Source organism: Microbulbifer agarilyticus (genome assembly GCF_020171345.1).
In the GTDB taxonomy this organism is placed as follows: Bacteria; Pseudomonadota; Gammaproteobacteria; order Pseudomonadales; family Cellvibrionaceae; genus Microbulbifer; species Microbulbifer agarilyticus_D.
Genome location: NZ_JAIUZM010000002.1, coordinates 680,371 through 706,736, shown reverse-complemented (window position 1 = coordinate 706,736; position 26,366 = coordinate 680,371). Strand labels below are relative to the sequence as shown.

At 55.2% G+C, this 26,366-nt stretch carries 24 protein-coding genes and 1 tRNA gene; 7 read left to right on the top strand and 18 right to left on the bottom strand.

Annotation, left to right across the window (positions count from 1 at the left end):
- Positions 1-88 precede the first annotated feature (88 nt).
- Complete coding sequence (asnS, locus tag LCM31_RS10120) at positions 89-1,489, top strand: asparagine--tRNA ligase (RefSeq protein WP_224869709.1); 1,401 nt, start codon at positions 89-91, stop codon at positions 1,487-1,489.
- 93 nt (positions 1,490-1,582) lie between these two features.
- On the opposite strand, the gene LCM31_RS10115 is transcribed toward asnS, so the two are convergent.
- The 15 genes from LCM31_RS10115 to LCM31_RS10045 form a co-directional block, all read right to left on the bottom strand.
- Positions 1,583-2,563, bottom strand: a complete 981-nt coding sequence (locus LCM31_RS10115; protein ID WP_224869707.1) for a malate dehydrogenase — start codon at positions 2,561-2,563, stop codon at positions 1,583-1,585.
- Between the two features lie 100 nt (positions 2,564-2,663).
- Positions 2,664-3,296 carry a dUTP diphosphatase gene (locus LCM31_RS10110; protein ID WP_224869705.1) on the bottom strand — a complete coding sequence of 211 codons (633 nt, stop codon included), beginning with the start codon at positions 3,294-3,296 and terminating at the stop codon, positions 2,664-2,666.
- A gap of 30 nt (positions 3,297-3,326) precedes the next feature.
- The gene (locus LCM31_RS10105; RefSeq protein ID WP_224869703.1) at positions 3,327-4,103 is read right to left on the bottom strand and encodes a TatD family hydrolase; all 777 of its coding nucleotides are present in this window, start codon (positions 4,101-4,103) and stop codon (positions 3,327-3,329) included.
- A 189-nt stretch (positions 4,104-4,292) separates the two neighbouring features.
- Positions 4,293-4,646, bottom strand: coding sequence for a PilZ domain-containing protein (locus tag LCM31_RS10100; RefSeq protein ID WP_224869701.1), 354 nt, complete (start codon positions 4,644-4,646; stop codon positions 4,293-4,295).
- Between the two features lie 187 nt (positions 4,647-4,833).
- Positions 4,834-5,871: a DNA polymerase III subunit delta' gene (locus LCM31_RS10095; RefSeq protein ID WP_224869699.1), complete on the bottom strand. Its 1,038-nt coding sequence runs from the start codon at positions 5,869-5,871 to the stop codon at positions 4,834-4,836.
- Positions 5,868-6,506, bottom strand: coding sequence for a dTMP kinase (gene tmk / locus LCM31_RS10090; RefSeq protein WP_224869696.1), 639 nt, complete (start codon positions 6,504-6,506; stop codon positions 5,868-5,870). The genes LCM31_RS10095 and tmk overlap by 4 nt, the downstream gene beginning before the upstream one ends.
- Before the next feature lie 35 nt (positions 6,507-6,541).
- Positions 6,542-7,657: an endolytic transglycosylase MltG gene (gene mltG, locus LCM31_RS10085; RefSeq protein WP_224869695.1), complete on the bottom strand. Its 1,116-nt coding sequence runs from the start codon at positions 7,655-7,657 to the stop codon at positions 6,542-6,544.
- Complete coding sequence (locus LCM31_RS10080; protein WP_224869693.1) at positions 7,651-8,544, bottom strand: aminotransferase class IV; 894 nt, start codon at positions 8,542-8,544, stop codon at positions 7,651-7,653. The genes mltG and LCM31_RS10080 overlap by 7 nt, the downstream gene beginning before the upstream one ends.
- 65 nt (positions 8,545-8,609) lie before the next feature.
- On the bottom strand, positions 8,610-9,851 hold the full coding sequence (gene fabF, locus LCM31_RS10075; RefSeq protein ID WP_222246606.1) for a beta-ketoacyl-ACP synthase II: 1,242 nt from the start codon (positions 9,849-9,851) through the stop codon (positions 8,610-8,612).
- Between the two features lie 204 nt (positions 9,852-10,055).
- Positions 10,056-10,292 (bottom strand): acyl carrier protein, encoded by a 237-nt coding sequence (gene acpP, locus LCM31_RS10070; RefSeq protein WP_010130751.1) that lies wholly within the window; start codon positions 10,290-10,292, stop codon positions 10,056-10,058.
- 224 nt (positions 10,293-10,516) lie between these two features.
- A complete protein-coding gene (gene fabG, locus LCM31_RS10065) occupies positions 10,517-11,272 on the bottom strand; it encodes a 3-oxoacyl-ACP reductase FabG (RefSeq protein WP_224869691.1) in 756 nt (251 codons plus the stop codon).
- A gap of 92 nt (positions 11,273-11,364) precedes the next feature.
- Positions 11,365-12,309, bottom strand: a complete 945-nt coding sequence (gene fabD / locus LCM31_RS10060) for an ACP S-malonyltransferase (RefSeq protein WP_224869689.1) — start codon at positions 12,307-12,309, stop codon at positions 11,365-11,367.
- Between the two features lie 96 nt (positions 12,310-12,405).
- A complete protein-coding gene (gene plsX / locus LCM31_RS10055) occupies positions 12,406-13,440 on the bottom strand; it encodes a phosphate acyltransferase PlsX (protein WP_224869687.1) in 1,035 nt (344 codons plus the stop codon).
- 3 nt (positions 13,441-13,443) lie between these two features.
- Complete coding sequence (gene rpmF, locus LCM31_RS10050; RefSeq protein ID WP_077403652.1) at positions 13,444-13,635, bottom strand: 50S ribosomal protein L32; 192 nt, start codon at positions 13,633-13,635, stop codon at positions 13,444-13,446.
- Between the two features lie 79 nt (positions 13,636-13,714).
- Entirely contained in the window at positions 13,715-14,293 is a 579-nt protein-coding gene (locus LCM31_RS10045; RefSeq protein WP_224869685.1) for a YceD family protein, read from the bottom strand.
- Between the two features lie 123 nt (positions 14,294-14,416).
- Here LCM31_RS10045 and LCM31_RS10040 point away from each other — a divergent pair, with 123 nt between their 5' ends.
- Positions 14,417-15,001 (top strand): Maf family protein, encoded by a 585-nt coding sequence (locus tag LCM31_RS10040; protein WP_224869683.1) that lies wholly within the window; start codon positions 14,417-14,419, stop codon positions 14,999-15,001.
- A gap of 29 nt (positions 15,002-15,030) precedes the next feature.
- On the opposite strand, the gene LCM31_RS10035 is transcribed toward LCM31_RS10040, so the two are convergent.
- On the bottom strand, positions 15,031-15,675 hold the full coding sequence (locus tag LCM31_RS10035; RefSeq protein ID WP_224869681.1) for an HAD-IA family hydrolase: 645 nt from the start codon (positions 15,673-15,675) through the stop codon (positions 15,031-15,033).
- A gap of 16 nt (positions 15,676-15,691) precedes the next feature.
- Positions 15,692-16,699 (bottom strand): 23S rRNA pseudouridine(955/2504/2580) synthase RluC, encoded by a 1,008-nt coding sequence (gene rluC, locus LCM31_RS10030; protein ID WP_224869679.1) that lies wholly within the window; start codon positions 16,697-16,699, stop codon positions 15,692-15,694.
- Between the two features lie 800 nt (positions 16,700-17,499).
- Here rluC and rne point away from each other — a divergent pair.
- Entirely contained in the window at positions 17,500-20,526 is a 3,027-nt protein-coding gene (gene rne, locus LCM31_RS10025; RefSeq protein WP_224869677.1) for a ribonuclease E, read from the top strand.
- A gap of 122 nt (positions 20,527-20,648) precedes the next feature.
- A tRNA-Ser gene (locus LCM31_RS10020) sits at positions 20,649-20,736 on the top strand.
- Between the two features lie 104 nt (positions 20,737-20,840).
- Here the strand turns inward: LCM31_RS10020 and LCM31_RS10015 are convergent.
- Entirely contained in the window at positions 20,841-22,010 is a 1,170-nt protein-coding gene (locus LCM31_RS10015; protein ID WP_224869675.1) for a low temperature requirement protein A, read from the bottom strand.
- A gap of 271 nt (positions 22,011-22,281) precedes the next feature.
- Here LCM31_RS10015 and LCM31_RS10010 point away from each other — a divergent pair, with 271 nt between their 5' ends.
- The 3 genes from LCM31_RS10010 (at position 22,282) to LCM31_RS10000 (ending at position 25,715) form a co-directional block, all read left to right on the top strand.
- The gene (locus LCM31_RS10010) at positions 22,282-23,853 is read left to right on the top strand and encodes an aconitase X (protein WP_224869672.1); all 1,572 of its coding nucleotides are present in this window, start codon (positions 22,282-22,284) and stop codon (positions 23,851-23,853) included.
- 54 nt (positions 23,854-23,907) lie between these two features.
- Positions 23,908-24,357: an aconitase X swivel domain-containing protein gene (locus LCM31_RS10005; protein WP_222228339.1), complete on the top strand. Its 450-nt coding sequence runs from the start codon at positions 23,908-23,910 to the stop codon at positions 24,355-24,357.
- A gap of 182 nt (positions 24,358-24,539) precedes the next feature.
- Positions 24,540-25,715, top strand: coding sequence for a carbohydrate porin (locus LCM31_RS10000; RefSeq protein ID WP_224869670.1), 1,176 nt, complete (start codon positions 24,540-24,542; stop codon positions 25,713-25,715).
- The last annotated feature ends 651 nt before the right edge of the window (positions 25,716-26,366 follow it).

Here is a 26,366-nt window from a genome sequence, read left to right as displayed (position 1 = left end):
CCGCGTGCAATAACCGTCTCGCTCGTTTCCGGCAAACCCATGGCCGATACGTAAACGGGCAGGCGCGAACGACAACAAGAGCACCATCATGCAAGTTGAGTCCATCGAAAAACTATTAAAGTCCACTCAGCGGGAAGGTGAAACCGCCCGCATCCAGGGCTGGATCCGTACCCGTCGTGATTCCAAAGCGGGCCTGTCCTTTCTCGCCGTGCACGACGGCAGTTGCTTCGACCCGATTCAGGTGGTGGTTGAAGCCGACATCAACAATTACCAGTCTGAAATTCTGCGCCTGACCACTGGCTGCGCGGTAGACATTGAAGGCACGATCAAGGCCTCCGAGGGCAAGGGTCAGTCAATTGAACTCCTGGCCAGCAGTGTGACTGTGGTTGGTTGGGTTGAAGACCCGGACACCTATCCGATGTCTCCCAAGCGTCACAGCATGGAGCATTTGCGTGAACACGCCCACTTGCGCCCGCGCACCAACGTCAGTGGTGCGGTGGCGCGCGTGCGCAACTGTATTGCGCAGGCCGTGCACCGATTCTTCCACGAACGCGGTTTTAACTACATCCACACCCCGATCATTACCGCCTCCGACTGTGAAGGTGCCGGCGAAATGTTCCGCGTGAGCACACTGGACCAGACCAACCTGCCCCTGACCGATAAGGGTGACGTTGACTACGCCGAGGATTTCTTCGGTGAAGAAACCTTCCTCACGGTATCTGGCCAGCTCAATGTAGAGAGCTACTGCCTCGCGCTCTCCAAGGTCTACACCTTTGGCCCGACGTTCCGCGCGGAAAACTCCAACACTACCCGCCACCTGGCCGAGTTCTGGATGGTGGAGCCAGAGATTGCCTTCGCGGACCTGGCCGACTGCGCAAACCTGGCCGAAGAAATGCTCAAGTACATCTTCCGTGCGGTTCTGACCGAACGTGCCGACGACATGGCATTCTTCGCCCAGCGCATTGATAAAGAAGCCATCTCGCGCCTGGAAAACATCGTCGATAACGACTTCGCTCGCATCAATTACGGCGATGCCATTGAGATCCTGGAAAACTGCAAAGAGAAGTTTGAATTCCCGGTTTCCTGGGGCATCGATCTGGCCTCGGAACACGAGCGTTACCTGGCAGAGAAGCATTTCAAAAAGCCCGTTATCGTTCTGAACTACCCGAAGGACATCAAGGCCTTCTATATGCGTATGAACGACGATGGGAAAACCGTGGCCGCCATGGATGTGCTGGCACCCGGCATCGGTGAAATTATCGGCGGCTCTCAGCGTGAAGAGCGTCTCGATCGCCTGGATGCGCGTATGGACGAAATGGATATCCCCAAGGAGCACCTGGATTGGTACCGCGACCTGCGTCGCTACGGTACTGTTCCGCACGGTGGCTTTGGACTGGGCTTCGACCGCATCGTGTCCTACGTTACCGGCATGGGCAATATTCGCGACGTAATCCCATTCCCGCGCACACCACGCAACGCGAAGTTCTGACTTTGCGCTGCCAGCGATTACTGCAGGCAGAAACAAAAAAACCCGCACCAAGGTGCGGGTTTTTTTATGGCTGTTACTTGCTTGCGTAAAAGCTTACGGCAGCAGGTGCGCTACAGCGTCACGCTCTTCAGTCAGCTCCTGCTCAGTCGCGGTCATCTTCTCACGAGAGAAATCATTGATGTCTACGCCCTGAACAATTTCCCAGTCGCCGTTTTTGCAAACAACCGGGAAGGAGTAGATCAGGCCTTTAGCGATGCCGTAAGAGCCATCGCTGTACACACCCATGCTGGTCCAGTCGCCTTCAGCAGAACCCAGGGCCCAATCGCGCATGTGGTCGATCGCAGCGTTAGCTGCAGATGCTGCAGAGGAAGCACCACGTGCTTTAATGATGGCGGCACCGCGCTGCTGTACAGTCGGGATGAAGTCAGTCTCGTACCATTCCTGCTCTACTTTGCCCATGGCGTCTTCGCCATTTACCTTGGCCTGGTGCAGGTCAGGGTACTGGGTCGCAGAGTGGTTACCCCAGATGGTCATGTGGGTAATGTCGTTGACGGTGGAATCGGTCTTGTTCGCCAGCTGAGTCAGGGCGCGGTTGTGGTCCAGACGGGTCATGGCGGTGAAGTTACGCGGGTCCAAGTCAGGCGCATTGCGCTGAGCGATCAGTGCGTTGGTGTTGGCCGGGTTGCCAACAACCAGTACTTTCACGTCGCGGGAAGCTACGTCGTTCAGAGCTTTGCCCTGCGCAGAGAAGATTGCGGCGTTGGCTTCCAGCAGGTCCTTACGCTCCATACCTGGGCCACGCGGACGGGCGCCAACCAGCAGTGCGTAATCGGCGTCTTTAAAGGCAACGGTCGCATCGTCGGACTGAACAATTCCTGCCAGCAGTGGGAAGGCACAGTCTTCCAGTTCCATCGCTACGCCTTTCAGCGCTTCCAGAGCAGGAGTAATTTCCAGCAGCTGAAGAATAACTGGTTGATCCTTACCCAGCATCTCGCCAGAAGCGATGCGGAACAGTAGGGAGTAGCTGATCTGACCGGCGGCGCCGGTAACTGCAACACGAACAGGTGCTTTCACGATGTATCTCCGTTGTTTTCAGGCGCCCGCATTATAGGGCCTTGCCAATTAATTTCATTATCCTTTGGTCTATATCTCTATACAAAAGAGACCAAATTAATCACGCCAAATCCTTTTTCGTGCCCGGATAACGAACTTTTAAGGCTTCATACAACTGCACGCTGAAATTTTCTGCTGCAGTGTCTAAAGATTGAACGATCTCCGCCAGATGCTCGTTGTCCTCCCTACCCTGCCATTGCTTCTGGTAGCTACCGTCTTGATAACCGTGATCCTGGCGGAAGCGATTCAACACATTTTTGCCAACATAACGACGATAAAGCTCGTCGAGATCCATGGCGCAATCGGCCAATAATTGAGCAAACCCAGGCAGATCAAACTGTTTGGTCGCAAGCGTATTCAAGGTGAATGACTCCAGGTTTTCTCTGAAGTCGCCAGCGCTGACATCAATAGCGTCGAGCTGCTGTTGCATTTCTTGAGCAACAACCTCGGGGGCACCCTGCTGCAGCTCCAAGCTCAGGCCAAAATGCCAGATATCCACGAGTTCCAGCTTAACCTGCTCAATTTCTGGCTCCTGTTTCTTCCACCATTTCCAGCCGTAGTGATCCAGTAATTCGGCGCTCTCGACCCAAATCGCGCGGTACCAAGCGAAATTCTGCTCACGCCAGTTCTCATTTACGACCGTGTTGATGGCGTCCTGCAGGGCCAGCATGGTCTCCAGTTGTTGTTGAGACATAGATGTTTCCTAAAATCAGCCCGTCCCGCTTTATGCGGCGCGAGGGAAAAGTCGGTAAAAGTTTTCGGTAGTGATGCGGGCAAGCTCTTCGTAAGGCAGCCCACGCAAATCGGCGATAAATTCAGCCACTTCACGCACGTAGGCGGGAATATTCGGCTTTCCACGGTGTGGCACCGGTGCAAGATACGGAGAATCGGTTTCCACGAGAAGGCGATCCAGCGGCACTTGCTTGGCAACTTCCCGAAGCTCCTCCGCATTTTTGAAGGTGACGATGCCAGACAGGGAGATGTAGTAGTTGAGGTCTAACGCGGCCTTGGCCATCTCCCAAGATTCGGTGAAGCAGTGCAAAACACCCGCATGCTCACGGCTGCCATGCGCTTTGATCAGATCGATGGTGTCCTGACGCGCATCCCGGGTATGCACAATGACGGGTAATCCGATTTGATCCGCGGCCTGCAAATGCGCCACAAAGCTTTGCTGCTGTACTTCTCTGGTTTCGGTGCTGTAGTAATAGTCCAGGCCTGTTTCCCCCAGCGCCACCACGTTGGGCCGTGCCGCGAGGCTCTTCAGTTTATCGACATCCGCCAGCCCTGAATCAACGTCCAGTGGGTGTACGCCCACGGAACAGACCACATCCGGATAGGTGTTGGCGATGGAAACTACATGGTCGGCGTTATCCAGGCTAATCCCCACACAGAGAAACTTGCTCACGCCGCGGCTTCGCGCAAGGTCCAGCACCGCGTCCAGGTCACCATCAAACTTGTCGAGTTTGAGCCTGTCGAGGTGACAATGAGAATCTACCAGCATAAATAACAGCCTATCGCCCCGCATTCGAGTCAATGCATGAGGGAAATTGAATCAGGGGAAAATGAGGTGGGGATTATACAGGCATGGACATCGATATGCCTGTCTTGCTGGGGGCTAGTGGTGAGACGGTTTGCGGGAGGATAACTGCCGGGCCAAAGTGCCCGGCAGTATCGAGACGGTGGGACGTCGTTACAGCGTATGCGTTGGACGGCTTGACTCCAGAGAGCCTGCCAACAGCGTTTCAATCTTGTTCTGCGCGGTATTTTCCTTGTCGCTGAACTGGATACCGATACCAGGAGTACGGTTGCCTTGTGCTCCACCTGGCGTAATCCAGACCACTTTTCCTGCAACCGGGAGCTTCTCCGGCTCATCCATCAGGCTCAACAGCAAGAAAACTTCGTCGCCCAAGTTGTAAGACTTGTCGGTATTGATAAACAGACCACCGTTTTTCACGAACGGCATATACGCCGCATACAACACGGATTTGTCTTGGATCTTCAGTGACAGGATGCCGTTGCGGGCACCGCCCCCCATACCTTTCATGCTAAACCCCACCGCGGTTGCGTATAACTTGCCTGCCTTGCAAAGGATAGCTGGCAACACGCCACTTCTTGTACATTATTTGACCGCCGCCGGAACCCCTACCACTGTGTAGAGCCGACGACCGTATAGGAATTGTCGTGGTAAGTTACCTCGACCGCCAGCGACCTGTCCACATTCCTGTGAAATATCAGCGGAACAGCGCCGCCCACCGAATCATCAGCTCTTCCAGAAGTAACCGCTTGTTCGGGTTGCTGTTGCCCGATAGCAGCGCGCGGGCTTTGAGCAGGTGGTCATAGAACCCAAATACCGGCCGCATACTCTGTGGCCCCGTGCCAGGCAGACGCTGCAGCAAGCCCATAATCTTCGGATCCGCGGCAACATCGGTACTGCGGGACTTCAGCATCAGTGCCACCCAGCTCTGCCAGAATTGCAGTAACATGTTGAGATCTGCCCCTTCAGCGGGCTTTTCCCATTTGCCTGCCAGAACCACCGGGTTTTCATCACCGCGTGTCAGGCAACTCAGATCTGCAAAAAACGTTTGCCGAGTCTCTTCGGCCTCCGGTTCCATCAGGCGAATAGCCAGCAGCGGCGCACCGCCAGCGAGATTGAGCGCGTTATCGGCATCTTCGTTTTCAATGCCGCTCTCGCGCAGCCAGCGCAAAGCAGATTGCTGCGGGGGAATCGGGAAAGCGATGGTCTGGCAGCGGCTGCGAATTGTCGGTAATAGTCCGGAAGGATGATCCGTGATGAGCAGGAAAATGACCGATCCGGATGGCTCCTCAAGATTTTTCAGGAGCGCATTTGCCGCGTTAACATTCATTGCCTCGGCTGGCGCAAGAAGCACAACACGCGCGCCTTCTCGGCCACTGGTGCGACCAACAAATTCACCCAATTCACGAATCTGCTCAACCTTCAACGGCCCCTGTTCTTTCTCTGGCACCACACGGGTAAAGTCTGGATGGGAACCCGCAGCGCGCAACTGACAACCGCGGCACTCGCCGCAGGCCAAACCATGGCGAGGCTGGTCGCACAACAGCAGCGCGGTGAACGCTTCCGCGAAACGACGCTTGCCGAGGCCGGATTGACCACTGATCAACAACGCATGCGGGCAACGTCCGGCAACCCATTGTGCGCCCAGTCGCTGCCACTGCGCCGCCTGCCATGGCAGTGGCGATGGAATCTGAGACTGCGCGAAACCTTCGGAATCTACTGCCACGGACGTCATAACGGGCTCGCAATCTGACGCAACGCCAGCGCCAGGTTCTCCTGAACCTGCTCAAGTGGCACCGAAGCATCAATTACCGTGTATTGATCCGGGGCACTTTCCGCACGCTTGAGGTAAGCCGCACGGACCTTGTTAAAAAAGTGGATCTGCTCACTTTCAAAACGATCTGCCTCACCGGTACTGGCCGCGCGCTGCAGGCCAATTTCAGGATCGACATCGAGCAACAAAACCTGATCAGGACGCAGATCACCCTGAACGGTTTGCTCGAGTTGTGCGATCAGGTTCCAGTCCAGTTCGCGACCGCCCCCCTGATACGCGTAGGTCGCGTCGGTAAAACGGTCGCAAATAACCCATTTTCCGTCAGCGAGTGCGGGCAATATCACGCGTTGCAAATGCTGCGCACGGGCGGCAAAAACCATCAGTAGCTCCGCCGTGGCGTCCACGCTTTCCTCGCGCTTTTCCAGCAGCAGGTTCCGCAGCTGTTCCGCGAGGGGGGTACCACCAGGCTCCCGTGTTTGGATAAACGGAATCCCCTGCTCCGTCAGCCACTGGGTAATAAAGCGAAGATTCGTGGACTTACCCACGCCCTCGCCGCCTTCCAGGGTAATAAATTTACCGTTTGGTAGATCGCTCATTGATGTTCCGGCCGTCAAAACGGGCAACCGTTTAATTAATTTTCTTGTACTTTTCCTGGGCTCGAACGGTAATCCGAACGACGCCTCAACTGATACTGGCGCACCGCCTTGTTGTGCTCAGACAGTGTTTCTGAGAAGTAATGCGAGCCATCCCCTTTCGCCACAAAGTACAAACTTTTTCCGGGTTTGGGGTGCAGAGCCGCGTGAATGGCTTCCCGCCCCGGCAGTGCGATGGGTGTCGGCGGCATCCCGCTGATCACGTACGTGTTGTACGGCGTTGGCTGGCGCAAGTCAGCGCGGCGTAAATTTCCATCGTATTTGGCGCCCATGCCATAGATAACCGTAGGATCAGTTTGCAGGCGCATGCCCTTGCCCAGGCGTCGGACGAAAACACCGGCAATTTCATCGCGTTCCCAAGGTACGCCGGTCTCTTTCTCGACAATGGACGCCATGATCAAAGCATCATAGGGGGAACCATATGGCAGGTCATTCCCGCGTTTTTCCCACTCTTCGGCAAGCACTTTGTTCATACGTTGGCTGGCCTGACGCAAAAGGTCTAAATCACTGGTGCCAGAGCGATAGATATACGTATCTGGGAATATCTGACCTTCCGGGTTGCCGTCTATGCCAAGAGCCTGTGCCGCGGATTGCACGGAGGCACCCGCATCCGTTGAACGAATTTTTTGTGAAGCGCGTATCTGATTGAGCGCCTGCTGAAATGTCCACCCTTCGACCAGGGTGACACGATAGCGCGTGACATCGCCACGGTTGAGTCGCGCAACCAGATCCATGGCATTACTGCCTGCTGGGATCATGTATTCGCCTGGGTGAATATGGCCGAGCTTTTTAATTCGGGCATAACCCAGTACGAGGCGCGGATGTTTTACTACGCCATCTACCGCGAGGCCGTGCACCACCCGTGAAAGGTTACTGCCCGCCTCCACATCCATCCGCAGCCCCTGCGCCGGAACGGATAACGGCGCTATGAGAGCACTGTTAATGAACCACAGGGACGCGCCGCCGGTTATCACACCGAGCACCAGTAACACGAGTGCACCCCGAACGAACTTGCCGAGCGAGGAGACCTTGGCCGTCTTTCCTTTGCTTGAATTCGAGGAAGCTTTTTTCCGGTTTTCTTTCTTCGCTACCATAACTCTTCCGAAATTAACGCTTGCAGCACGCTTGTTGCACGTCCTGGGCATACCGGGCGCAGTGTCTGGGAATCCATCTGGAAACCCTCTGGTGTGCTCGCCAGCAATCGCGCTGGTATCACGCCCCGCACGCTGTTACAGATCGCCAGCTCATCAGCGCTCGCCAGATCTGTTGGATAAAGCGTATCTTCGCCGATTTCGACCTGACCGGCCAGCCAGCGCAACATGACGCCCCGCACGCCAAACTGATCCAGCCTGGGTGTTATCCAATCTGAGCCGATCCGCAACAACAGGTTGCTACGAACCCCTTCAATCACCGTACCGTCTGGATCCAGCAACACCGGCTCGAGCAGCGGTTCGCCGGTGGTCAAGCGCGCTGGCCACTCGGCAGCAGCCCGCGTATAGATATCTCTTACGAGTAATTTACAGCCGCGAAGGTCAGCATGCTCTGAACCACCACCCAAACTTCGTAAGTGAGGCGCAAACGGCGATTGCGTGGCATCACGGGTGAGTCTGGTGCCGCACAATCCCAACAGCACGCCATTAGCCCATGGAGAGGCGTGTTCCATCGGCTCCACACACAAATCCCACACGAATTTATCGGTGCAGGGACCTTGCGGTACACCAAAACGCAGCCTTACCCGGGCACCTGCCGGCCAATTTTGCGTACGCCACACTACCTGTGCCAAAGATTCGTCGATCGCAGATAAGGTCTCGGATAACGGCGAAGCGCTGCGCTGCAAACGCGCACGGTGGAGCGGCCACAGCGGTATCTTACCGTGGCCGGCCCGCATGGTTTCCAACACGCCATACTGAAACGCACTATCGGGCACGAGCGTGTGCAGATCACCGGCAGCAGAAAGGTAGAAAGGGTGGATATCCGTCACGGATCAAGAAGGACAGCGATAGAGCGGACTGTTACAACACAGCCGCTCCATCGCATATTGCACGGTTAAACGCGCTGAAAAATCAGCGAGCCGTTGGTGCCGCCAAATCCAAATGAATTGGATAACGCAGCATCAATTTTCATCTCTTGCGCCTTATGTGGCACCAGGTTAACACCGGTACAGTTCTCATCGACGTTATCGAGATTCACTGTGGGTGGCGCGACCTGATCCTGGATCGACTTAACGGAGAAAATTGCTTCGATCGCACCCGCAGCACCCAGCAGGTGGCCGGTCATAGACTTGGTCGAGCTTACCGCCAGCGCATCCAAGGAGTCGGAAAACACGGAACGTACCGCAGCAATCTCTGCCTTATCGCCCAGCGGCGTAGAGGTACCATGCGCGTTAATGTACTGAATAGCCGCAGGTTCGAGACCCGCGTCATTCAGCGCGTTCGACATGGAAAGCGCTGCGCCAGCACCATCTTCCGGTGGTGACGTCATATGGTGCGCATCACCGCTCATACCAAAGCCGCTCAACTCAGCGTAGATCTTTGCTCCACGCGCTTTGGCATGCTCGTATTCTTCGAGTACCAATACACCCGCGCCCTCACCCAGCACAAAGCCATCACGGTCTTTATCCCAGGGGCGGCTGGCTGCCTGCGGGTCATCATTGCGAGTGGAGAGTGCGCGCGCTGCACAGAAACCACCAAGACCAACCGGCGTGGTAACCATCTCTGCACCACCGCAAACCATCACATCGGCATCACCATATTGAATGGTGCGCAAACCAATCCCGATCGCGTGGGTTCCGGTAGTACACGCCGTTGTTGTCGAAAGGTTCGGGCCTTTCATTCCGTATTTAATCGACAGGTTGCCGGCAACCATATTGATGATGGCACCAGGAACAAAGAAGGGCGAAACCCGGCGCGGCCCCTTCTCTGCAATCAACATTGCATTATTCTCGATGGCGGCGATACCGCCCATACCAGATCCGATACAAGCACCGACTTTTGGGGCCATCTCTTCGGATACTTCCAAGCCACTATCTTCCATGGCCTGAATACCGGCGCTCAATCCATACTGCAGAAACACATCCATTTTGCGTGCTTCTTTCGCTGGAATATGAGGCTCCGGTGAAAAATCTTTTACTGTCGCTGCAAAGCGTGTGCTGAATGCAGAAACATCAAATGTGTCAATCGGCACAACACCGCTGGTACCTGCCAACAAAGCAGACCAGGTATCTTCAAGGTTGTTGCCCAGAGGGCTAACCATGCCCATACCGGTAATAACGACTCTTCTTTTCGACACTGATGTCTCCCCGATATACATGCTATGCGCCGTAACCCTATTGCCATTATCGGTCGCAAATTTATCAAGTTTCAAATATGCCGAGAGCCGCGCTATGCAACATAGAACGGCTCTCGTAAAGCTTTTATACCGACCAGTGCACGTCGCACTGGCGGTAAAAGTAACGTGTATTGGTCACGCGCTACTTAAGCTATCCAGCAGGAATCAACCCAGGTTCTGGTTGATGTAATCGATGGCCAGCTGAACAGTGGTAATTTTCTCGGCTTCTTCGTCCGGAATTTCGGTCTCGAATTCCTCTTCCAAAGCCATTACCAGCTCAACAGTGTCGAGGGAGTCAGCGCCCAGATCTTCAACAAAGGATGCTTCAGGTTTTACATCTTCTTCCTTCACGCCCAGTTGTTCAGCAACGATCTTTTTTACGCGCTCTTCAATGCTGCTCATGATTCAATTTAACTCCTAGTGGATAAAAATCTAATTTGGTCACTGCTTAAAATTTATTCGTCATTTTTGACGATTCAGTAACCGGCTTACACAGCTAACGGTTTATGCGAGGCGGCATTGTACCCTGATTTTTTCGGGATGTAATGCACCGCCTCACCGCAACCATTGAATGATAAATTTTTCTTTACCAATCAATCAGTTAAGTTGGTCTTCTCGAAAGAAAATCAACCCATATACATACCACCATTCACTTGAATGGTCTCTCCGGTCACATAACCGCCAGCATCACTGGCCAAAAATGCAACAACGGAGGCAATTTCTTCAGGTGCACCCAGGCGCCCCAGAGGGATCTTGCTCAGCAGCGCTTCACGCTGCGCTTCCGGCAACACTTTAGTCATATCGGTATCGATAAAACCTGGTGCTACGGTGTTCACCGTAATCCCGCGGGAACCCACCTCTGCGGCAAGAGCCCGAGCAAAACCACCGACACCCGCTTTGGTGGCAGCGTAATTGCTCTGGCCAGCATTACCCATGCTGCCGACCACAGAGCTGATATTGATAATGCGGCCCCAGCGCGCCTTGGTCATATCACGCAAACACGCCTTGCTGACACGGTAAACAGCGGTCAGGTTCGTATTCAGAACGTCATCCCACTCGTTATCTTTCATGCGCATCAGCAGGTTGTCTTTGGTAATCCCGGCGTTGTTTACCAGGATGGTGGGCGCACCAAATTCACTTTTTACCGCGTCCAAAACGCCAGCAATACTTTCAGCGTTGGTTACGTCCAGCTCTTTACCAGAACCTTTGATACCCTTTTCTGCAAAACGTGCTGTAATTTTTTCTGCGCCGCCAGCACTGGTCGCAGTGCCGATCACAATGGCACCCTGCGCACCAAGTAGGTCTGCAATCGCCGCGCCAATTCCTCGGCTGGCGCCAGTAACCAGTGCAACCTTCCCTTCCAGTGAAGTTGTAATTGTCATAATTTCTCCAGATCGCCAACAACCGACCCATTAACAAAACGGGCCGGAGGGGCGGGGTTCTTCGTCAACTATTGAGCTGTTTTTTGCGGCTATTAGCTGGCCGTAGCGATAACCGCTGCGGATAGCTGCTCGGATGATTCAACATTGTGCGCGGCAAGGCTGCGGTCAATGCGCTTTGCGAGGCCGGCCAGAACCTTGCCCGGACCGCACTCAACCAGCTGCTGCACCCCAGAGCTCGCCATCGACTGAACACAGGCAGTCCAGCGTACCGGGCTGTAGATCTGTTCGACCATCAAGGCCTTGATCGCAGCTGGGTCACTTTCGGTTTTGGCGTGCACATTATGAATAATCGGTGTTGCGGGCGCGTTAAACGCGGTCGCTTCGATTTGTGGCGCGAGTTTGTCCGCCGCTGGGCGCATTAGCTCGGTATGGAACGGTGCACTCACTGGCAATGGCATGGCACGCTTGGCACCAGCCACCTTGCAGGCGTCGATGGCGCGACCGACGGCCGCTGCGCTACCGGCGATTACAACCTGGCCCGGCGAGTTGTAATTCACCGCAGCGACTACCTCACCCTGCGCGGACTCGGCGCACGCCGCTTCGACCGCTGCATCGTCGAGACCGATAACTGCAGCCATGGCACCCTCACCTGCAGGAATAGCTTCCTGCATCAGGCGCCCGCGCTCGCGCACCAAGCGCACACCGTCTGCGAAATTGAGCACGCCGGAACATACAAGTGCCGACCATTCGCCCAGACTGTGACCCGCCATGTAAGTAGGAGCAGCTCCGCCCTGCGCCAACCAGGCGCGGTACAGGGCAACGCTAGCCGTTAAAAGAAGCGGCTGGGTTCTTTCGGTGAGATTGATATCTTCCTGGGCACCATTTTGGCAAAGGTCCCAAAGATCGTAGCCGAGAACGGAGGAAGCTTCAGAAAAGGTCGCAGAGACCTCAGGAAAGGCCTGGGCGGCATCCGCCAGCATGCCAATTTGCTGTGAACCCTGCCCGGGGAAAACGAACGCCAATACTGAGTTGGTCATTGAACATCCTTTAACCAAATAAATTAAGCCACTAATTCCAGGGATGGCTATACAGCGGGCGCCTGTTGGTCGAACCTCGGGGCGAAAGACCGGGAATCAATCACATCCGGTCTGACGCTGGGCCTGGTAGGCCAGAGCCCGCCCTACAAGATGTGCCAGGTCAGATTCGGCACACTCTTTTGCGGTCAACATAGCGCGGTAAAACGCCTCACTGCTGGCACCGCCATGACTTTTGATGACGTTGCCTTCCAGCCCTAAAAAGCTGGCGCCATTATAGCGGGACGGCTCCAGCTGTGACCGCCATTTTCGCAACAGATTTATGGCTAATTGGCCAAAATACCGCTTCAGGGGGGCCTTCTTATCGATGGTGAACGTCTTCTGACCAATAAGTCGAATGACGCCCTCAGCGGATTTCATGACCACATTTCCCATGAGCCCGTTGCACACCACCACATCCACAACACCCGTGAATATGTCATGCCCCTCAACAAAGCCTGCGTATTGAATGGATGGGTCAGCCTGAAGAAGCTGGCCGGCACGGCGAATCTCTTCAGTGCCTTTGTGCGCTTCGGCACCAATATTCAGCAAGGCAACAGAAAGATCCTGCCGGCCTGAAAACACCCGCTGCGCCTCAACACCCATACGCGCAAACTGCACAAGATCTTCCGCGCTGCAGTCGATATTGGCCCCGAGATCTAACAAAAAGCAGGAGCCTTCTGAGGTGGGCAATGACTTGCCAAGCGCTGGACGACGAACACCCTCAACCGTACCCAGGATGCTGCGACCCAATGCCAGTAGAGCGCCGGTATTACCGGAGGTCACCATGGCTCCGCACTCACCGGAAGATACCGACTGCAACGCTTTTGCCATTGATGATTCGCGCTTGTGCCGCAAGGCGTGAACCGGGTTACAACCCTGGGTAATCACTTGTACGCAGTCCACCACTTCCACGCGCTCGCGGACAGATGGCGGTTCACTATTCAGGAGGGACTGGAGTTCCGAGCGGGGGCCGAACAGCTTGAGCGCTGCACGAGGGTAGCGGATAAGAAATCTTGCGCAGGCCGGAACGACAGAGCGGGGACCTAAGTCCCCGCCCATCGCATCCACGGCCAATCGAAATTGGCTGGACAAAACTTACTCTTCTTCGGAAGAGCCGCCAACGTCTACCACTTTGCGACCACGGTAGAAACCGTCTTTGGTCACGTGATGACGGTGGTGCTTCTCACCGGTGGTCGGGTCTACGGACAGAGTTGGTCCGCTCAGGGCGTCGTGAGAGCGACGCATGCCGCGACGGGAACGGGTTTTTTTGCTCTTCTGAACAGCCATTTGGTGCTCCTAAACATAACTAACAGTTTAAACCGGAACCGGGGCGCCTACCGGCGAGCCCAAACCCTTCAAACAACCCTCAAGACTTGTTTGACGAACCCTTCAACTGTTCCAGTACTTTAAAGGGGTTTTCTCGTTGCTCTTCCGCTTCCGGTTCCTCACCCTGACTCTGGAATGCCTCATGCGCGACGCAGTCCCAGTCGTGGTAAGCCACCATTGGCAGATTGAGCAAAATCTCATCTTCCAATACCTGATACAGATCCAGCTCATCGCCTTCCTGTATCACCGGATCCAGAGACTTGGGTAAGGCATTACCCTGCTCTTCGGACCAGACAAACCCCAGTGCGACATCCGCTTCAATCAACTCGCTCACCGGCTGTAAACAGCGTTGGCAAAGCAGGTTGACCGTCAATTCAAGATGACCAGTGGCCACCTGATGGCGCTGCAGGTCTCGGGCAAACGCCAGAGAGACCGTTACGTCACCCTCGATTGATTCCGTAGATGCCGTCAGCCGAGGCAGACCATCGTGGGGCACAATACCATCCAGTTCTTGCCCGCGCTGCACCAACTTACGTGCGTCTATGCGGCGCGGCAGCGCGGATTTCTGAGGTGAATTCTGCGCCATTTTCTGACCGGACTTCTGGGGGGGTATCGACATAAGCGCGCAATTCTATGGACTCACCTGAGGCTTGTCAAAACAAATCATCCACCGCATGATCAGCGCCCGAAAACACTCGCCCTCCCATGATTTCCCAGGGAGGACAACCAGTGGAGAAGCTTCATGCGCAACCTAATTCTAGCGTCCAGTTCGAGCTACCGCCGTGAGCTCCTGTCAAAGCTACACCTAAATTTTGAGAGCTGCGCACCCCATATAAATGAAGAAGTATTGCCAGGGGAAGCCGCCGGGGATCTCGCCAGCCGACTAGCGCGCGAAAAGGCATTGGCGCTGGCAGACAGGTATCCCGACCACCTCATTATCGGCTCCGACCAGGTCGCGGAGTGTCGAGGCACACTGCTGGGCAAGCCCGGCACCAAGGAGCGCGCCAAAGAGCAGCTCACCCATAGCTCCGGCCACACGGTAAACTTTCATACTGGCCTGTGCCTTGTGGACACGCGCGATATGAGCCACGAGACCGTATGCGAAACCTATTCAGTTCACTTTCGCGAGCTTACCAGAAAAGAAATCACCCGCTACGTTGAGCTCGACCACCCTCTGGATTGTGCGGGTTCGTTCAAGTCGGAAGGTCTGGGGATCGCTTTATTCGAAAAAATGGAAGGATCTGACCCCAATACACTCATTGGGCTACCACTAATTCGATTGGTGGAGCTGCTGAGACACAAGGGAATCAATCCTCTCGACCGATAACCGTCCGACTCAGATCCAATTAAAGGGCGTCAGGGGACTAACGGCGGCCAAGCAAGAAGCTCGGCAAAGTGATCAATGACCTTTAGTGGGGAGCAGTCGTGCAGCCGCTCACGACTGTGCACACCGTAGCTAACCCCTATCGCGGGCATATCAATTGCCGCCGCCATTTTCAGGTCAAATTCCGTATCCCCCACCATTACCGCTTCCGAGACGGGCAAATCGATCTCGCACAATATTTCACGCAACATGGCCGGATTCGGTTTTGAAGCGGTTTCATCGGCACAGCGACTAGTTGCAAACAAGTGCCCTATTCCATGCTCGGCAAATTCGCGATTCAGGCCACGGCGACTCTTCCCGGTCGCAACCGCCAGCTGATGACCAGACCCAAGAAGCTGATCAAGAGTATCCAAAACGCCATCAAACAACGGCAGCGGTTCACCGCGCGCAGCCAACCACTCTTCGGCATAGTACTCGCGCAAGTCTCCGCGCTGCTCGCTATGCGCTTCGGGAAATAACGTGGCAATCGCCTCAGGGAGACCGAGACCGATGATATTGCCGATAGCGGAGGACTCGAGCACTGGCAACCCGGCGCGATCAGAAGCGCGCTGCATACAGGCCACAATACGGGCCTCCGAGTCGCATACCGTCCCATCCCAATCGAGAATAACCAGCATCGGCAACCGACCCCTATCAAAAACTCTTACGCAACTTACCCACAAGCCCAGCCAGCTCTCCAGGCAGAGGCGCCTCAACACTCACACGAGTACCGTCAGGCAAGCTGCAGCCCACCCGGGCAGAGTGCAAGAAGAGGCGCTTGAGGCCCAACTGCCGAAAATGCGCGTTAGCTTCGCCGGGCGTATATTTGACATCCCCCGCCAATGGGCAGCCGACAAACTGTGCGTGTACTCGAATCTGGTGGGTACGCCCAGTCACCGGCTCCGCGCGCAACAAAGTGGCGCCGTTGAGTCGCTCCTCCACCTGAAACCGCGTCGTCGACGGCTTGCCCTCGCCATCCACGACAACCATGCGCTCGCCACTCTTCAGTGTGTTTTTACGCAGCGGGGCCTCTACCAGCTTTTGCGCGCGCGGCCATTTACCCACACCGAGCGCCAGATAGGACTTATCCATTTTCCCGGCACGCAATTCGCCCTGCACATGCAGCAGAACGGACCGTTTCCGCGCAACGAGAATGGCACCACTGGTATCGCGATCGAGCCGATGCACCAGCTCCATAAACGGGCTTTCGGGATACATCTGGCGCAGCGCCTCAATCAGCCCGAGACGCACCCCGCTCCCCCCGTGAACCGCAAGTCCCGCAGGCTTGTTCACCACCAGCAGACCACCCTTATCGTAAAGAATGGCCGCCTCAAGTGTACGCCGCAGCTGATCTCCCGCGACTGCGGTTGGCGCCTCTTCGGATACACGGATCGGGGGCACACGGACCACATCCCCCGCCTGCAAACGGTACTCCGCTTTCACCCTTCCTTTATTTACCCGTACCTCACCCTTACGCAGGATGCGATAGATGCGGGAGCGCGGCACACCCTTAAGGCGCGCCTGCAAGAAGTTGTCCACGCGCTGGCCTGCCAGCTCTTCCGGAACGGTAATAAACTGCACGCCAACGCCCCCCTTGGGGGAATTGGCGTCAGAACGAGATTCTTTGGCCTGAGCAGCCTTGTTTGGAGGGGTACTTCGCATGGGGCGCATGATAACGGCATGCACTAACCATTTGAAGCACACAATTGATGCTCAAGATGGGGCGTGTTATATTCGGCCCGCCTAAGTTGGGCTGGTTTTCGGCGGTGCACGGTTTTTCTGCTATATAAAAACCCAGGTGCCGTTCTCGAGAAAATACCGCCAATCAGGCCGGTGCGCGGAAAACCGCGTTATCAACAAAACTTTGTCGGTGAGACCCTTCGAGAGCGCGTCGAAAGATGGTGCCAAGGAAGTACACAGGCAGTGATGAGCTGTCACTTCCGAAGTTCTCGCCGACACCAACCCGAAGAAACGGGATTTTTGCGAAGGTAAGACGGGCTGACGCCCGCAGCGCTTGGAACAAACTCAACTCGTTACATATCGCTCTGAGAATGCGCGCCAGCGACCGAACTGGCCCCCGGCCCGTGCCTGAGATGGAAAGCCGTCCCTGCACCGCCGGCAACAATTAGAGACACAGGGCCCAGCCACGAGCCGGCCCCAGAGCGGAAAAGCATGTAACCCATGCCAGCCCCATATGGCTGGCAGCCAGGAACCGCCCAAAGAAACACACCGGGCCCGGACTGGCAGGATCTGGATACGCCCGAACACGAAGGGGTATTCTGAGTTAAATCGGTATGTAGGCCGACCGCCGTGACCACAACGATGGCACGCGGACTTAGCCACATACACGAAAGCTGTGTACCCCCGCCCTACCCGGCGCCGGGCAAATACAGCCAAACCACCAACGCCTGCGAGCTTCAGTGGTGTTTTACCTTTGCGTAACGCAAGGAAAATACCAACGCATGAAGAGAATGCTGATTAACGCGACCCAGCCGGAAGAGCTGCGCGTTGCCCTGGTTGATGGCCAATGGCTGTACGACCTGGATATCGAAAATCGCACTCGCGAACAGAAAAAAGCCAATATCTACAAGGGTAAAATTACCCGAGTAGAGCCCTCCCTCGAAGCCGCATTTGTGGACTATGGTGCTGAGCGCCACGGCTTCCTGCCCCTGAAAGAAATTTCCCGCGAATACTTCATCAAACAGCCCAAAGACATTGAGGGCCGCATCAAGATCAAGGATGTGGTCAAAGAGGGCATGGAAGTTATCGTTCAGGTCGATAAAGAAGAGCGCGGCAACAAAGGTGCCGCCCTGACTACCTTTATCAGCCTGGCCGGTCGCTATCTGGTTCTGATGCCAAACAACCCTCGCGCCGGCGGTATTTCTCGCCGTATCGAAGGCGAGGAGCGCAGCGATCTGCGCGATGCCCTGTCCAGCGTGGAAGTACCTTCCGGCATGGGTATCATCGTCCGTACCGCTGGTGTTGGCCGCAGTGGCGAAGAGCTGCAGTGGGACCTCAACTATCTCCTGCAACTGTGGACCGCCATCAAGAAGGAAGCGGATGAGTCCAAGGCGCCCCACTTCCTGTTCCAGGAAAGCAACGTCATCATCCGCGCGATTCGCGACTACATGCGCGACGACATCGGCGAAGTGATCGTTGATGAAAACGGCGCTTACCAGCTGGCGGCCGAATTTGCCCGTCAGGTCATGCCGAACTACGCCAACAAGGTGAAGTTCTACGATGACAGCATTCCACTGTTTAATCGCTACCAGATCGAAAGCCAGATCGAGACCGCCTTCGAACGCGAAGTGAAACTGCCATCTGGCGGCTCCATCGTAATCGATGTGACCGAGGCGCTGATCTCTATCGACATCAACTCCTCCCGCGCCACCAAAGGCGGCGACATTGAGGAAACTGCACGCACCATCAATCTGGAAGCCGCGGACGAAATCGCTCGCCAGTTGCGACTGCGTGACATGGGCGGCCTGGTGGTGATCGACTTTATCGACATGCAGAGCAAGTCGAGCCAGCGCGAAGTTGAAAAACGCATGGAAAAAGCGCTGGGCATGGACCGTGCCCGGGTACAGGTCGGCCGCATCTCTCGCTTCGGCCTGCTTGAAATGTCTCGCCAGCGCCTGCGCCCATCCTTGGGTGAAACCACCTTCCGTGTGTGCCCGCGCTGTAGCGGTACCGGCACCATTCGCGGCACCAAGTCACTCGCCCTGTCCATCCTGCGACTGGTAGAAGAGGAAGCCAAAAAAGAACGTAGCGCCGAGATTCGCGCGATTGCGCCGGTTAATGTGGCAACCTACCTGCTGAATGAAAAGCGTGGAGCAATTTCCGATATCGAATCTCGCAACAACACCCGTGTTGTTGTGGTGCCGAATGCCGATCTGGAAACCCCACACTTCGAAGTGCAGCGTTTGCGCGACGACGACTCCACCACCCTGGAAACCTCCTACAAGATCTCCGGCAGCATCGAGGAATCCCTCGACAAGGCGGACGAAGAACCGGCACGTCCGGTAGCGCAGCCAGCGGTGCAGCAGATTGCCCACACTGCTCCGGCCCCAACGCCGCCCGCAAAGCCTAAGGCCAAAGCGAAAACCAAAGCGAAAGCCGAAGCGAAGCCAGGATTGTTCAGCCGTCTGATCAGCGCGATCGCCGGCCTGTTTGGCGGTGAGGACGAAGACAGCCGCAAGAAGCACAAGAAAGGTAAAGGCCGCGGCAAAAACTATCAGCAGCGTAATCGCAGCCAGCGCGGTGGCCGTGGACGTGGCCGCGGAAATCGCGGCAGAGGTCGCGACGAGCAGCACAGCGAAGAGCGTCGAGAAGACGGACGCAACAAGCGTGGTGACAAACGCCGCGAAGACAGCGATGCGGTTGAAAGCGCGCGCGACAGCAAGCGTGAACAAGGCCGCGAGAACGCGCGCGGTGGCGAAGGTCGTGAAGGCGGCCAGCGTCGCAGTCGCCGTCGTCGCGGTGGTGATCGCCGCAACGAGCAGCAGACTGCGGTTGCGGAAGCCGAAGTAAATAACCTGGAAGTGACAGAAAGCAGCGAATCTGGTGAAGAGCAGCAGCGTCCGTCACGTCGCCCCAGCAACGTACGCGGTCGCCCGCAACCCCGCCGTCGCGGTCGCCGTGGTGGTGATCAGGCTCAACCGCTTGCTGACGCCGCAGCCGCACCAGAAGCTGCAGAATCCAAGCAAGGCGAGACAGAAGCAGCCAAGCCTGAACAACCTGCACAGGTAGATAGCAGCGCTGAAGCGAAGTCTGAAAGCCGTGGCGCGCGCTCTGATAAGCCGCGTCGTCAGCGCAAGCCTCGCCCGCCGCGTGCCGAACAGGAACAGCAGCCAGAATCGCCTGCAGCGGAAGTAGCAGCGCCCAAGGCCGAACCGGAAGCTATTGCGCCAGCGCCTAAACAGGAAGCCCCCGCAGCACCTGAAGTTGTGGCCCCCAAGGCCGAGCAACCAGCGGTAGAAGCAGTAGCTGAAGTACCCGAGTCTCCCGTCGAGCAAGCGCCAGTTGAGGTTGAAACTGCCAAGGCTGAAGTACAGGAAACTGCCCCAGCCGAGCAACCAAGCGAGAGCAAACCACAAGCCGCTGAGGCCCCGGTAGAAGCTCAGGAAGCCGCTCCGGTAGCTGACGAAGAAGTTGCGGCCACCGTAACGGAAGCGCCAGTTCAGGAAGCACCAGTTCAGGAAGCACCAGTTCAGGAAGCACCAGTTCAGGAAGAGCCAGTGCAAGAAGCGCCAGTACAGGAAGCCCCTAGCGCCACCACAAGCGGCAAGCCTACCCGTGCGAGCAACGACCCGCGTGTTAACCCGAAACCGCTGGTTGATATTCAGGTCGTTACCAAGCAACTGGAAATTGGCGAACTGCGCCCACTGGATACCGCGCAACCCGCGAACATCGATCACAGCCCTCGCGCACTTGCGCGGCCGGCAAATGATCCGCGTGTTCAACGCAATAACGAGGTAGCCGAAGGCTAAGTGCTAAAGTAACAACAGAGAGTTAGCTGTTCAAAATTGCAGCTAACTCTTTGAAGTTACTAAAAAAATTCGGATCGCACTTGTACCTGCAAGACAGCTCGGTATAATGCGCCGGACAAATTGGTGGGATGGCTGAGTGGTCGAAAGCGGCGGTCTTGAAAACCGTTGAGTGTAACAGCTCCTAGGGTTCGAATCCCTATCCCACCGCCATATTAAAAAGCCCGGCCTTGTGCCGGGCTTTTTTGTGCCTGCAATTCGACTTCTCGAGTGCACACGAGAATTCGTAAAGCCATATACAGTTCATGCACAAGGAATCACGCTGCTGCCGCCTGCTCCGGGTGGGCTCGCAAACGCAGCACCAGACACACCACCAATACCAGAGTTAACCAGACGATCCCATACGGTAGCCAGCCGCAGGCAAGAAGGAACGGCACTGCGAGTAACATAATCCAGCACCGACTATCCTTCGTTGCGAACTGGTCTCGCACCAACCACAATCCCAGGACGTAGATGGATACTGCGAGCGACGTAGTGAGCGTTGCCACTTGCGATAGCCCGTGTCCCCCGTGAAGCCGTTCCACCGCCACCAATAGCCCCGCACCCACCGCAGCACCACCGGAAAAAATAAGGAAGTGGCCGTAAGCCCATACGAAGACACGTTCAAGTTTCTCGGAGGCCAGGTGGCCATCCACAGAGAAATAGAGCCACCACATGCAAAACGCGAGCACGGCGCCGCAGGTAAACACCAGTAAATAATCCCCCCAAAAACCGGAATGAATCGCTTCAGAAAGAGCCTCTTTACTGCCGAGCAGCACTTCACCCAATACGATTATATTCAGCAGCCCGAACCGCTCGACGATATGGTGTCGGTGCCACTGAGTGGTGCCGGCCTTCTCTCCCAGAAACGGAATCAGCATTTCTAAGGCAATGCCGACGACAAAGAGCAACGTGAAGTGGTCGTGGTCACGCGGGACAATAAAGACCAGCCACGCCCAATAGGCCTGCATCAGTACCTGACCACCCGCGTAAATTAGTGCGGTGTTTCGATATTCATGCTTCGCCCAGGCGACCCTCAGCCATAGAGAAGCAAATGCCAGGCGCATGATCATGTAACCGCTAAACATATAGCGCAGGTAACGATCTTCAAAGAATCCTGGAGCACTGGCAGCGATAAACAATGCTCCCAGCATCAGCACCATCACCGTAATTCGATACCCGACATCGTCGTTGTCAAAACTCGATGCGAACCAGGTAAACAGGTTCCATGGCCACCACACACACCAGAACACCAGCAGGAACTTGATAACACCTTCCTGCCAGTGCCCGTCCGCAATCGCATGCCCTAGCCCATGCGCTGCAGCAGAAATAGCGATGACAAATACCAGGTCAAACAGTAGTTCTAACTGTGTCGCGGCCCTATGTGCTTCGGCTTTATCCCGTGGCAGCAATGGTCTTAGGTATTGTGGCGAACGAGATTCCGTCACGTTATTGAACCTGCATCGAAAGATTCGGCCAGCCGGGCTGAATCACCATCGTGTATTCAAGAAACTTTAGTTCCAATAGAGAACTGTCTGAAATTTTGGCGGTCGCTTACCCCCATTAAGTAATCCAGTCATTTTTCTATCTATTCTCATACACATGTCCCAGCAATCGACCTCCACAAGAGCTGAGCGCCATGCAGCAAGGCTCAATCTCGATTCAGGGATTGCACGAAGTTCTCCCAACTGATGTACAACCGAGCAAGTGGCCCATTCGATGAAACGAAGAAATTTCTGTCAGGCAGCGGTACTCATTCCCGCGACCAATATCATTCTTCCGACTAAATCGGAGGCACAAGCAGCCGACAAGGCGAACGAAGCTAAAAAAGCCAGTAAGCCAGCAGCCCCCAAAGCACAGGCCAAGAGCGGCACCATCCGGCAGGGAATTTCAGCGAAAGAAGCGGATGGAATGACCTATTCCGATATGAGCAAACCATCCGGCAAAAGTGTTGTTGCCGGCGGACCCGCAGAAAAGACGGATAGCAAGCCGTATCAAATGCCGCTGACCCAAGAAGAGCAAGACATGCTCGGAGGGTCAAAGGGCCCTGAAATGGCCAAACTCATGAAGATTTTGGTGGCGCACGGAAATGCCTTTGGGGCTGACAAACTCGTAAAGCTGGGCGGGCGCCCCCACTCCTCCATGTACTTCGGCACCGAATACATGGCTTCGCTGATTGGCATTTTCGATGAAGTGGCCAAGGCCGGACTCAAATCCTACGCGCCTTACACGGTTAACCCCCGCCCCTACGATGCGTACAACGTCAACAACAACCCAACCGATATGCAGCTGATTTACGAGGGCTATGCCCGGCAGCGGGATGTTGACTGGGTACATGTACGCCTTGGCTCACCCGACCTCAACTACCGCAGCTGCGCCTGCTACGTACCTGAGATCGGTAATGCGCCGAAACCGGGAACCTATGTCGCCTGGGCGGAATCCTCCGCGGTGAACTACGGAAACTCCGCACTTGGTCTGCGCACCAACCGCAATGCTACCGGCATGGAGTTGCTGTGTGCGATTGTCGGCAAGGCGCCCCGCTTTGGATTAATGACGGATGAGGGGCGCAAGGCCAAATGGCTGATCGATGTAAAAACAAGTAAAGAACCTGACTGGGGTGTGATCGGTACGGCAATCGGCCGTAAGTGTGTAGAGGATGTGCCGTTTATTGCCGCGCTGGATAGCTACTTTGGCGGAAAGATCACCAATGAAAATATGCACAAACTGAAGGCAATGGGTAGTGCCACCGCCTCCAGTGGCGCAGTGGGCCTGTACCACGTGGAAGGCGTCACACCGGATGCACAACAGCACGAACGCAAGCTGCTGCTGGACGGCTATCAGACCTATGTCATCGACGACGCAGAACAGGAGCGCATAAGCGACACCTTCGAAAACCAGTGGACAAAAAAAGATCATGCGCCCACGCACTGCTTTATTGGCTGCCCGCACAATACCTATGACGAAATCCTTCAATGGGGAACCAATGTTACAAAGGCATTGGAGAAGAATGGCAAGAAAGAAGCTGCCATCCCTGTCTACCTGTTTTGCGCCAACGTCGTACGCGACCACCTGGTAGAGGAGCACCCGGAGCTCGTCGGGCGTATGAAACAAGCCGGAATGAAATTTACCAACATGTGCTCAGTTTCCTATGCCGGCATGAAAGGTTTCTCCGAGCGCGTCTTCGGCGTGACGAATTCTGCAAAAACCCGCAACTATTCGACATTGCGATATTTTCCAGACGACGTACTGCTGGAGATCATCGTTACCGGAGAAATCCCTAAAAACGCCTAGTCGAACCAACACCGATACACCCGTTAAAGCCTATAGATAACGCTGGAGAATGACATGGCAAAGAAGAAGTTTCAGGGCCGCGCACTATTACCAGGCAAGTTGGAAGGGAAAGCGCTCGTATCAACAGTGCCATTCAACACGAGTAATTCCTACATCAAGAATATGTTTGGTGGTGAGACAGAAACGGCACCCTGTACCGATGCGGCCAACAAAGACCTTTATCAGAAAGACCTTAAGGGAGCCATTATCTGCACTACCCAGACCGTCGGCTCAACTCTTGGCGGCTGCGTGCTGATGGGTATGAGTGAAATTGGTGTGGGCCCACAGGCAATGCTATTCGCATGGCCGATTGATTCCGTTTCCTCTGCTGGACTGTTTATGAACGACATCTGGTATGACCGCAGAATCATCACCGTTGACAAGCTCGGTGACGATTTCCTTAAGTCGGTGAAGTCAGGAGATCCCATTGCCATCTATGAAGATGGTACGGTTGAGGTTGGCTAAACCAATCTTGAATGTATCTCGTTCCGACTGATACAGGGCAGCCAATGAAGTGCATGCGCGCACCCGCGCTCAACTTACTTTGTGTTTGCGTCCTCTGTGTGGCCCCTGCAGCGGTTGCCTCGCCCCCCCATACAAACGCAAGCACAAAAGACGCCGTCAGTAGCGACCCAACGGATCCCTCGGTGGTACTACCGGACATTACTATTCGCCGCGCGCAGCGGGACTCCTTACTCGGTATTTCACCTCTCAAGGGTGCCCACGACGCATTCAGCAATTTCTCGGACATGATTTATCGCGAGAATTGTGTGCGGGTCGGGGTCACGTTTAATCATGCTTCCCAAGGTATTACCGAATCGGTAGACGATGATTCCAAGAGCGGTAGCACTACGGATATGGATCTCGTCGCTCAATGGGATGCCTATAAGCGTGGCGAACCGACTGCCGGCAAGCTTTACGTGCACATTGAAGGCCGCTGGGACTACGGCACAACCGGGCCACAGGATCTCGGCTTCGTGAGCATGGCGACAGCGGGTGGGACTGCAAACGCATTCTCAGCCTATACCCCGACGTTTCTTCCGTTCAGAAACCTGTATTGGGAGCAAGGCAGTAAAGAGGCTGGCTGGGCGTACCGTATCGGCAAGATTACACCCGATGCCATCCTTGCCACCTCGCAGTACATCGCCCCGGTAACAACCTTTCTACCGAATGCCGGTACCGGTCTATTTGTCAGTGGTTATCCTGACTCCGGGCTTGGCATTGTAGCGGTAAAGCACCCCAGCCCACGCTGGCGTTTTCTCGGACTCGTCTCCGACGCCAATGGGGATCGCCAGAACTTCGGCGACATTGGTGCCAAGGATTTCTATAAGGCGGTTGAGATCGGTTTCAAGCAATGCCCGAAGACCGATAAAGCCGGATATTCAAAAATAACCTTCTGGCACAATGACGGAACCAAGGACCGCCAGCCCATTAATGCCAGTACCGGCCTGCCCGGCCATGGTGTTACCGTAAAGCTGGAACAAGAGCTGGACCCACGCGGGAAGAACGTTGCCGTGCTGCGCTGGGGGCGCTCCTGGAACGATGCAGCCATCTATCGCCAACAGGCGGGGCTCTCTTTTATATTCAACAATCCTAGTGGCCCTCTTGGAATGCAGAACGACATGATGGGTGCCGCCGTCAACTGGATCGAATCCGTAGTACCCACCGCACGTGAGGAAGTAAACTTCGAGCTATTTTATCGCTTTCCACTATTTGTTGGCCTGGATACGACGTTCAGCATCCAGCACATCAGGAATCCTGCATTTACGGATGAATTCAATGAGGCGCAGGCGTTTAGCATCCGGATACGGTCGGTATTCTGACCGTTCCCAAACGTCAGTCAGACATGTCGGCGTTCACATTAAATGCAGCCTCGAAATATGGCGGTAGACCTTGAAAATCCAACAAAGAACTCAAAGAAGGCGTTTCCTGTCAATACGAATAGACATGAATGATGAAGACTGCGCAGACTGTACCGCCTGAAAACCAGGGACACCAAGAAAGCAACTCAGCCGGCTTGGCTTGGCTATTCCATCGGGCTTAATCGCTCAGGTGAACGATTACCTGGCAAGTGATAAAGGCCCCAGAAAAGCGACTAACGTAATTTACCGCCAAGCCGTATCACATCAAGAGATTCGCTTACCTTGGTCATCAGTCATTTCTGTTTGTAAATCCTATCCTCATAAACTCGTCGTTATCTACACACAGCAAGTGGTGACTGTACGATCCTCCCAGAGAGCCCGATCACATATTCCCCTACGCTTGCTTTGTAAGGAATTCCTTTCTGCCAAGACATATTGATCTTTGTGTCATTCAAAATATATTCGCGCCGCGAATCGATCAAAGTTTGTAACTCAGCCTACGATTATGAGGCGACCAAAATTTGACCACAAATTTTAGGTGACATTGCTACAACCAACCCTCATCGCCATATCGCGATAGAGAAAATGGCGCATTAACACATCCTATTCAAA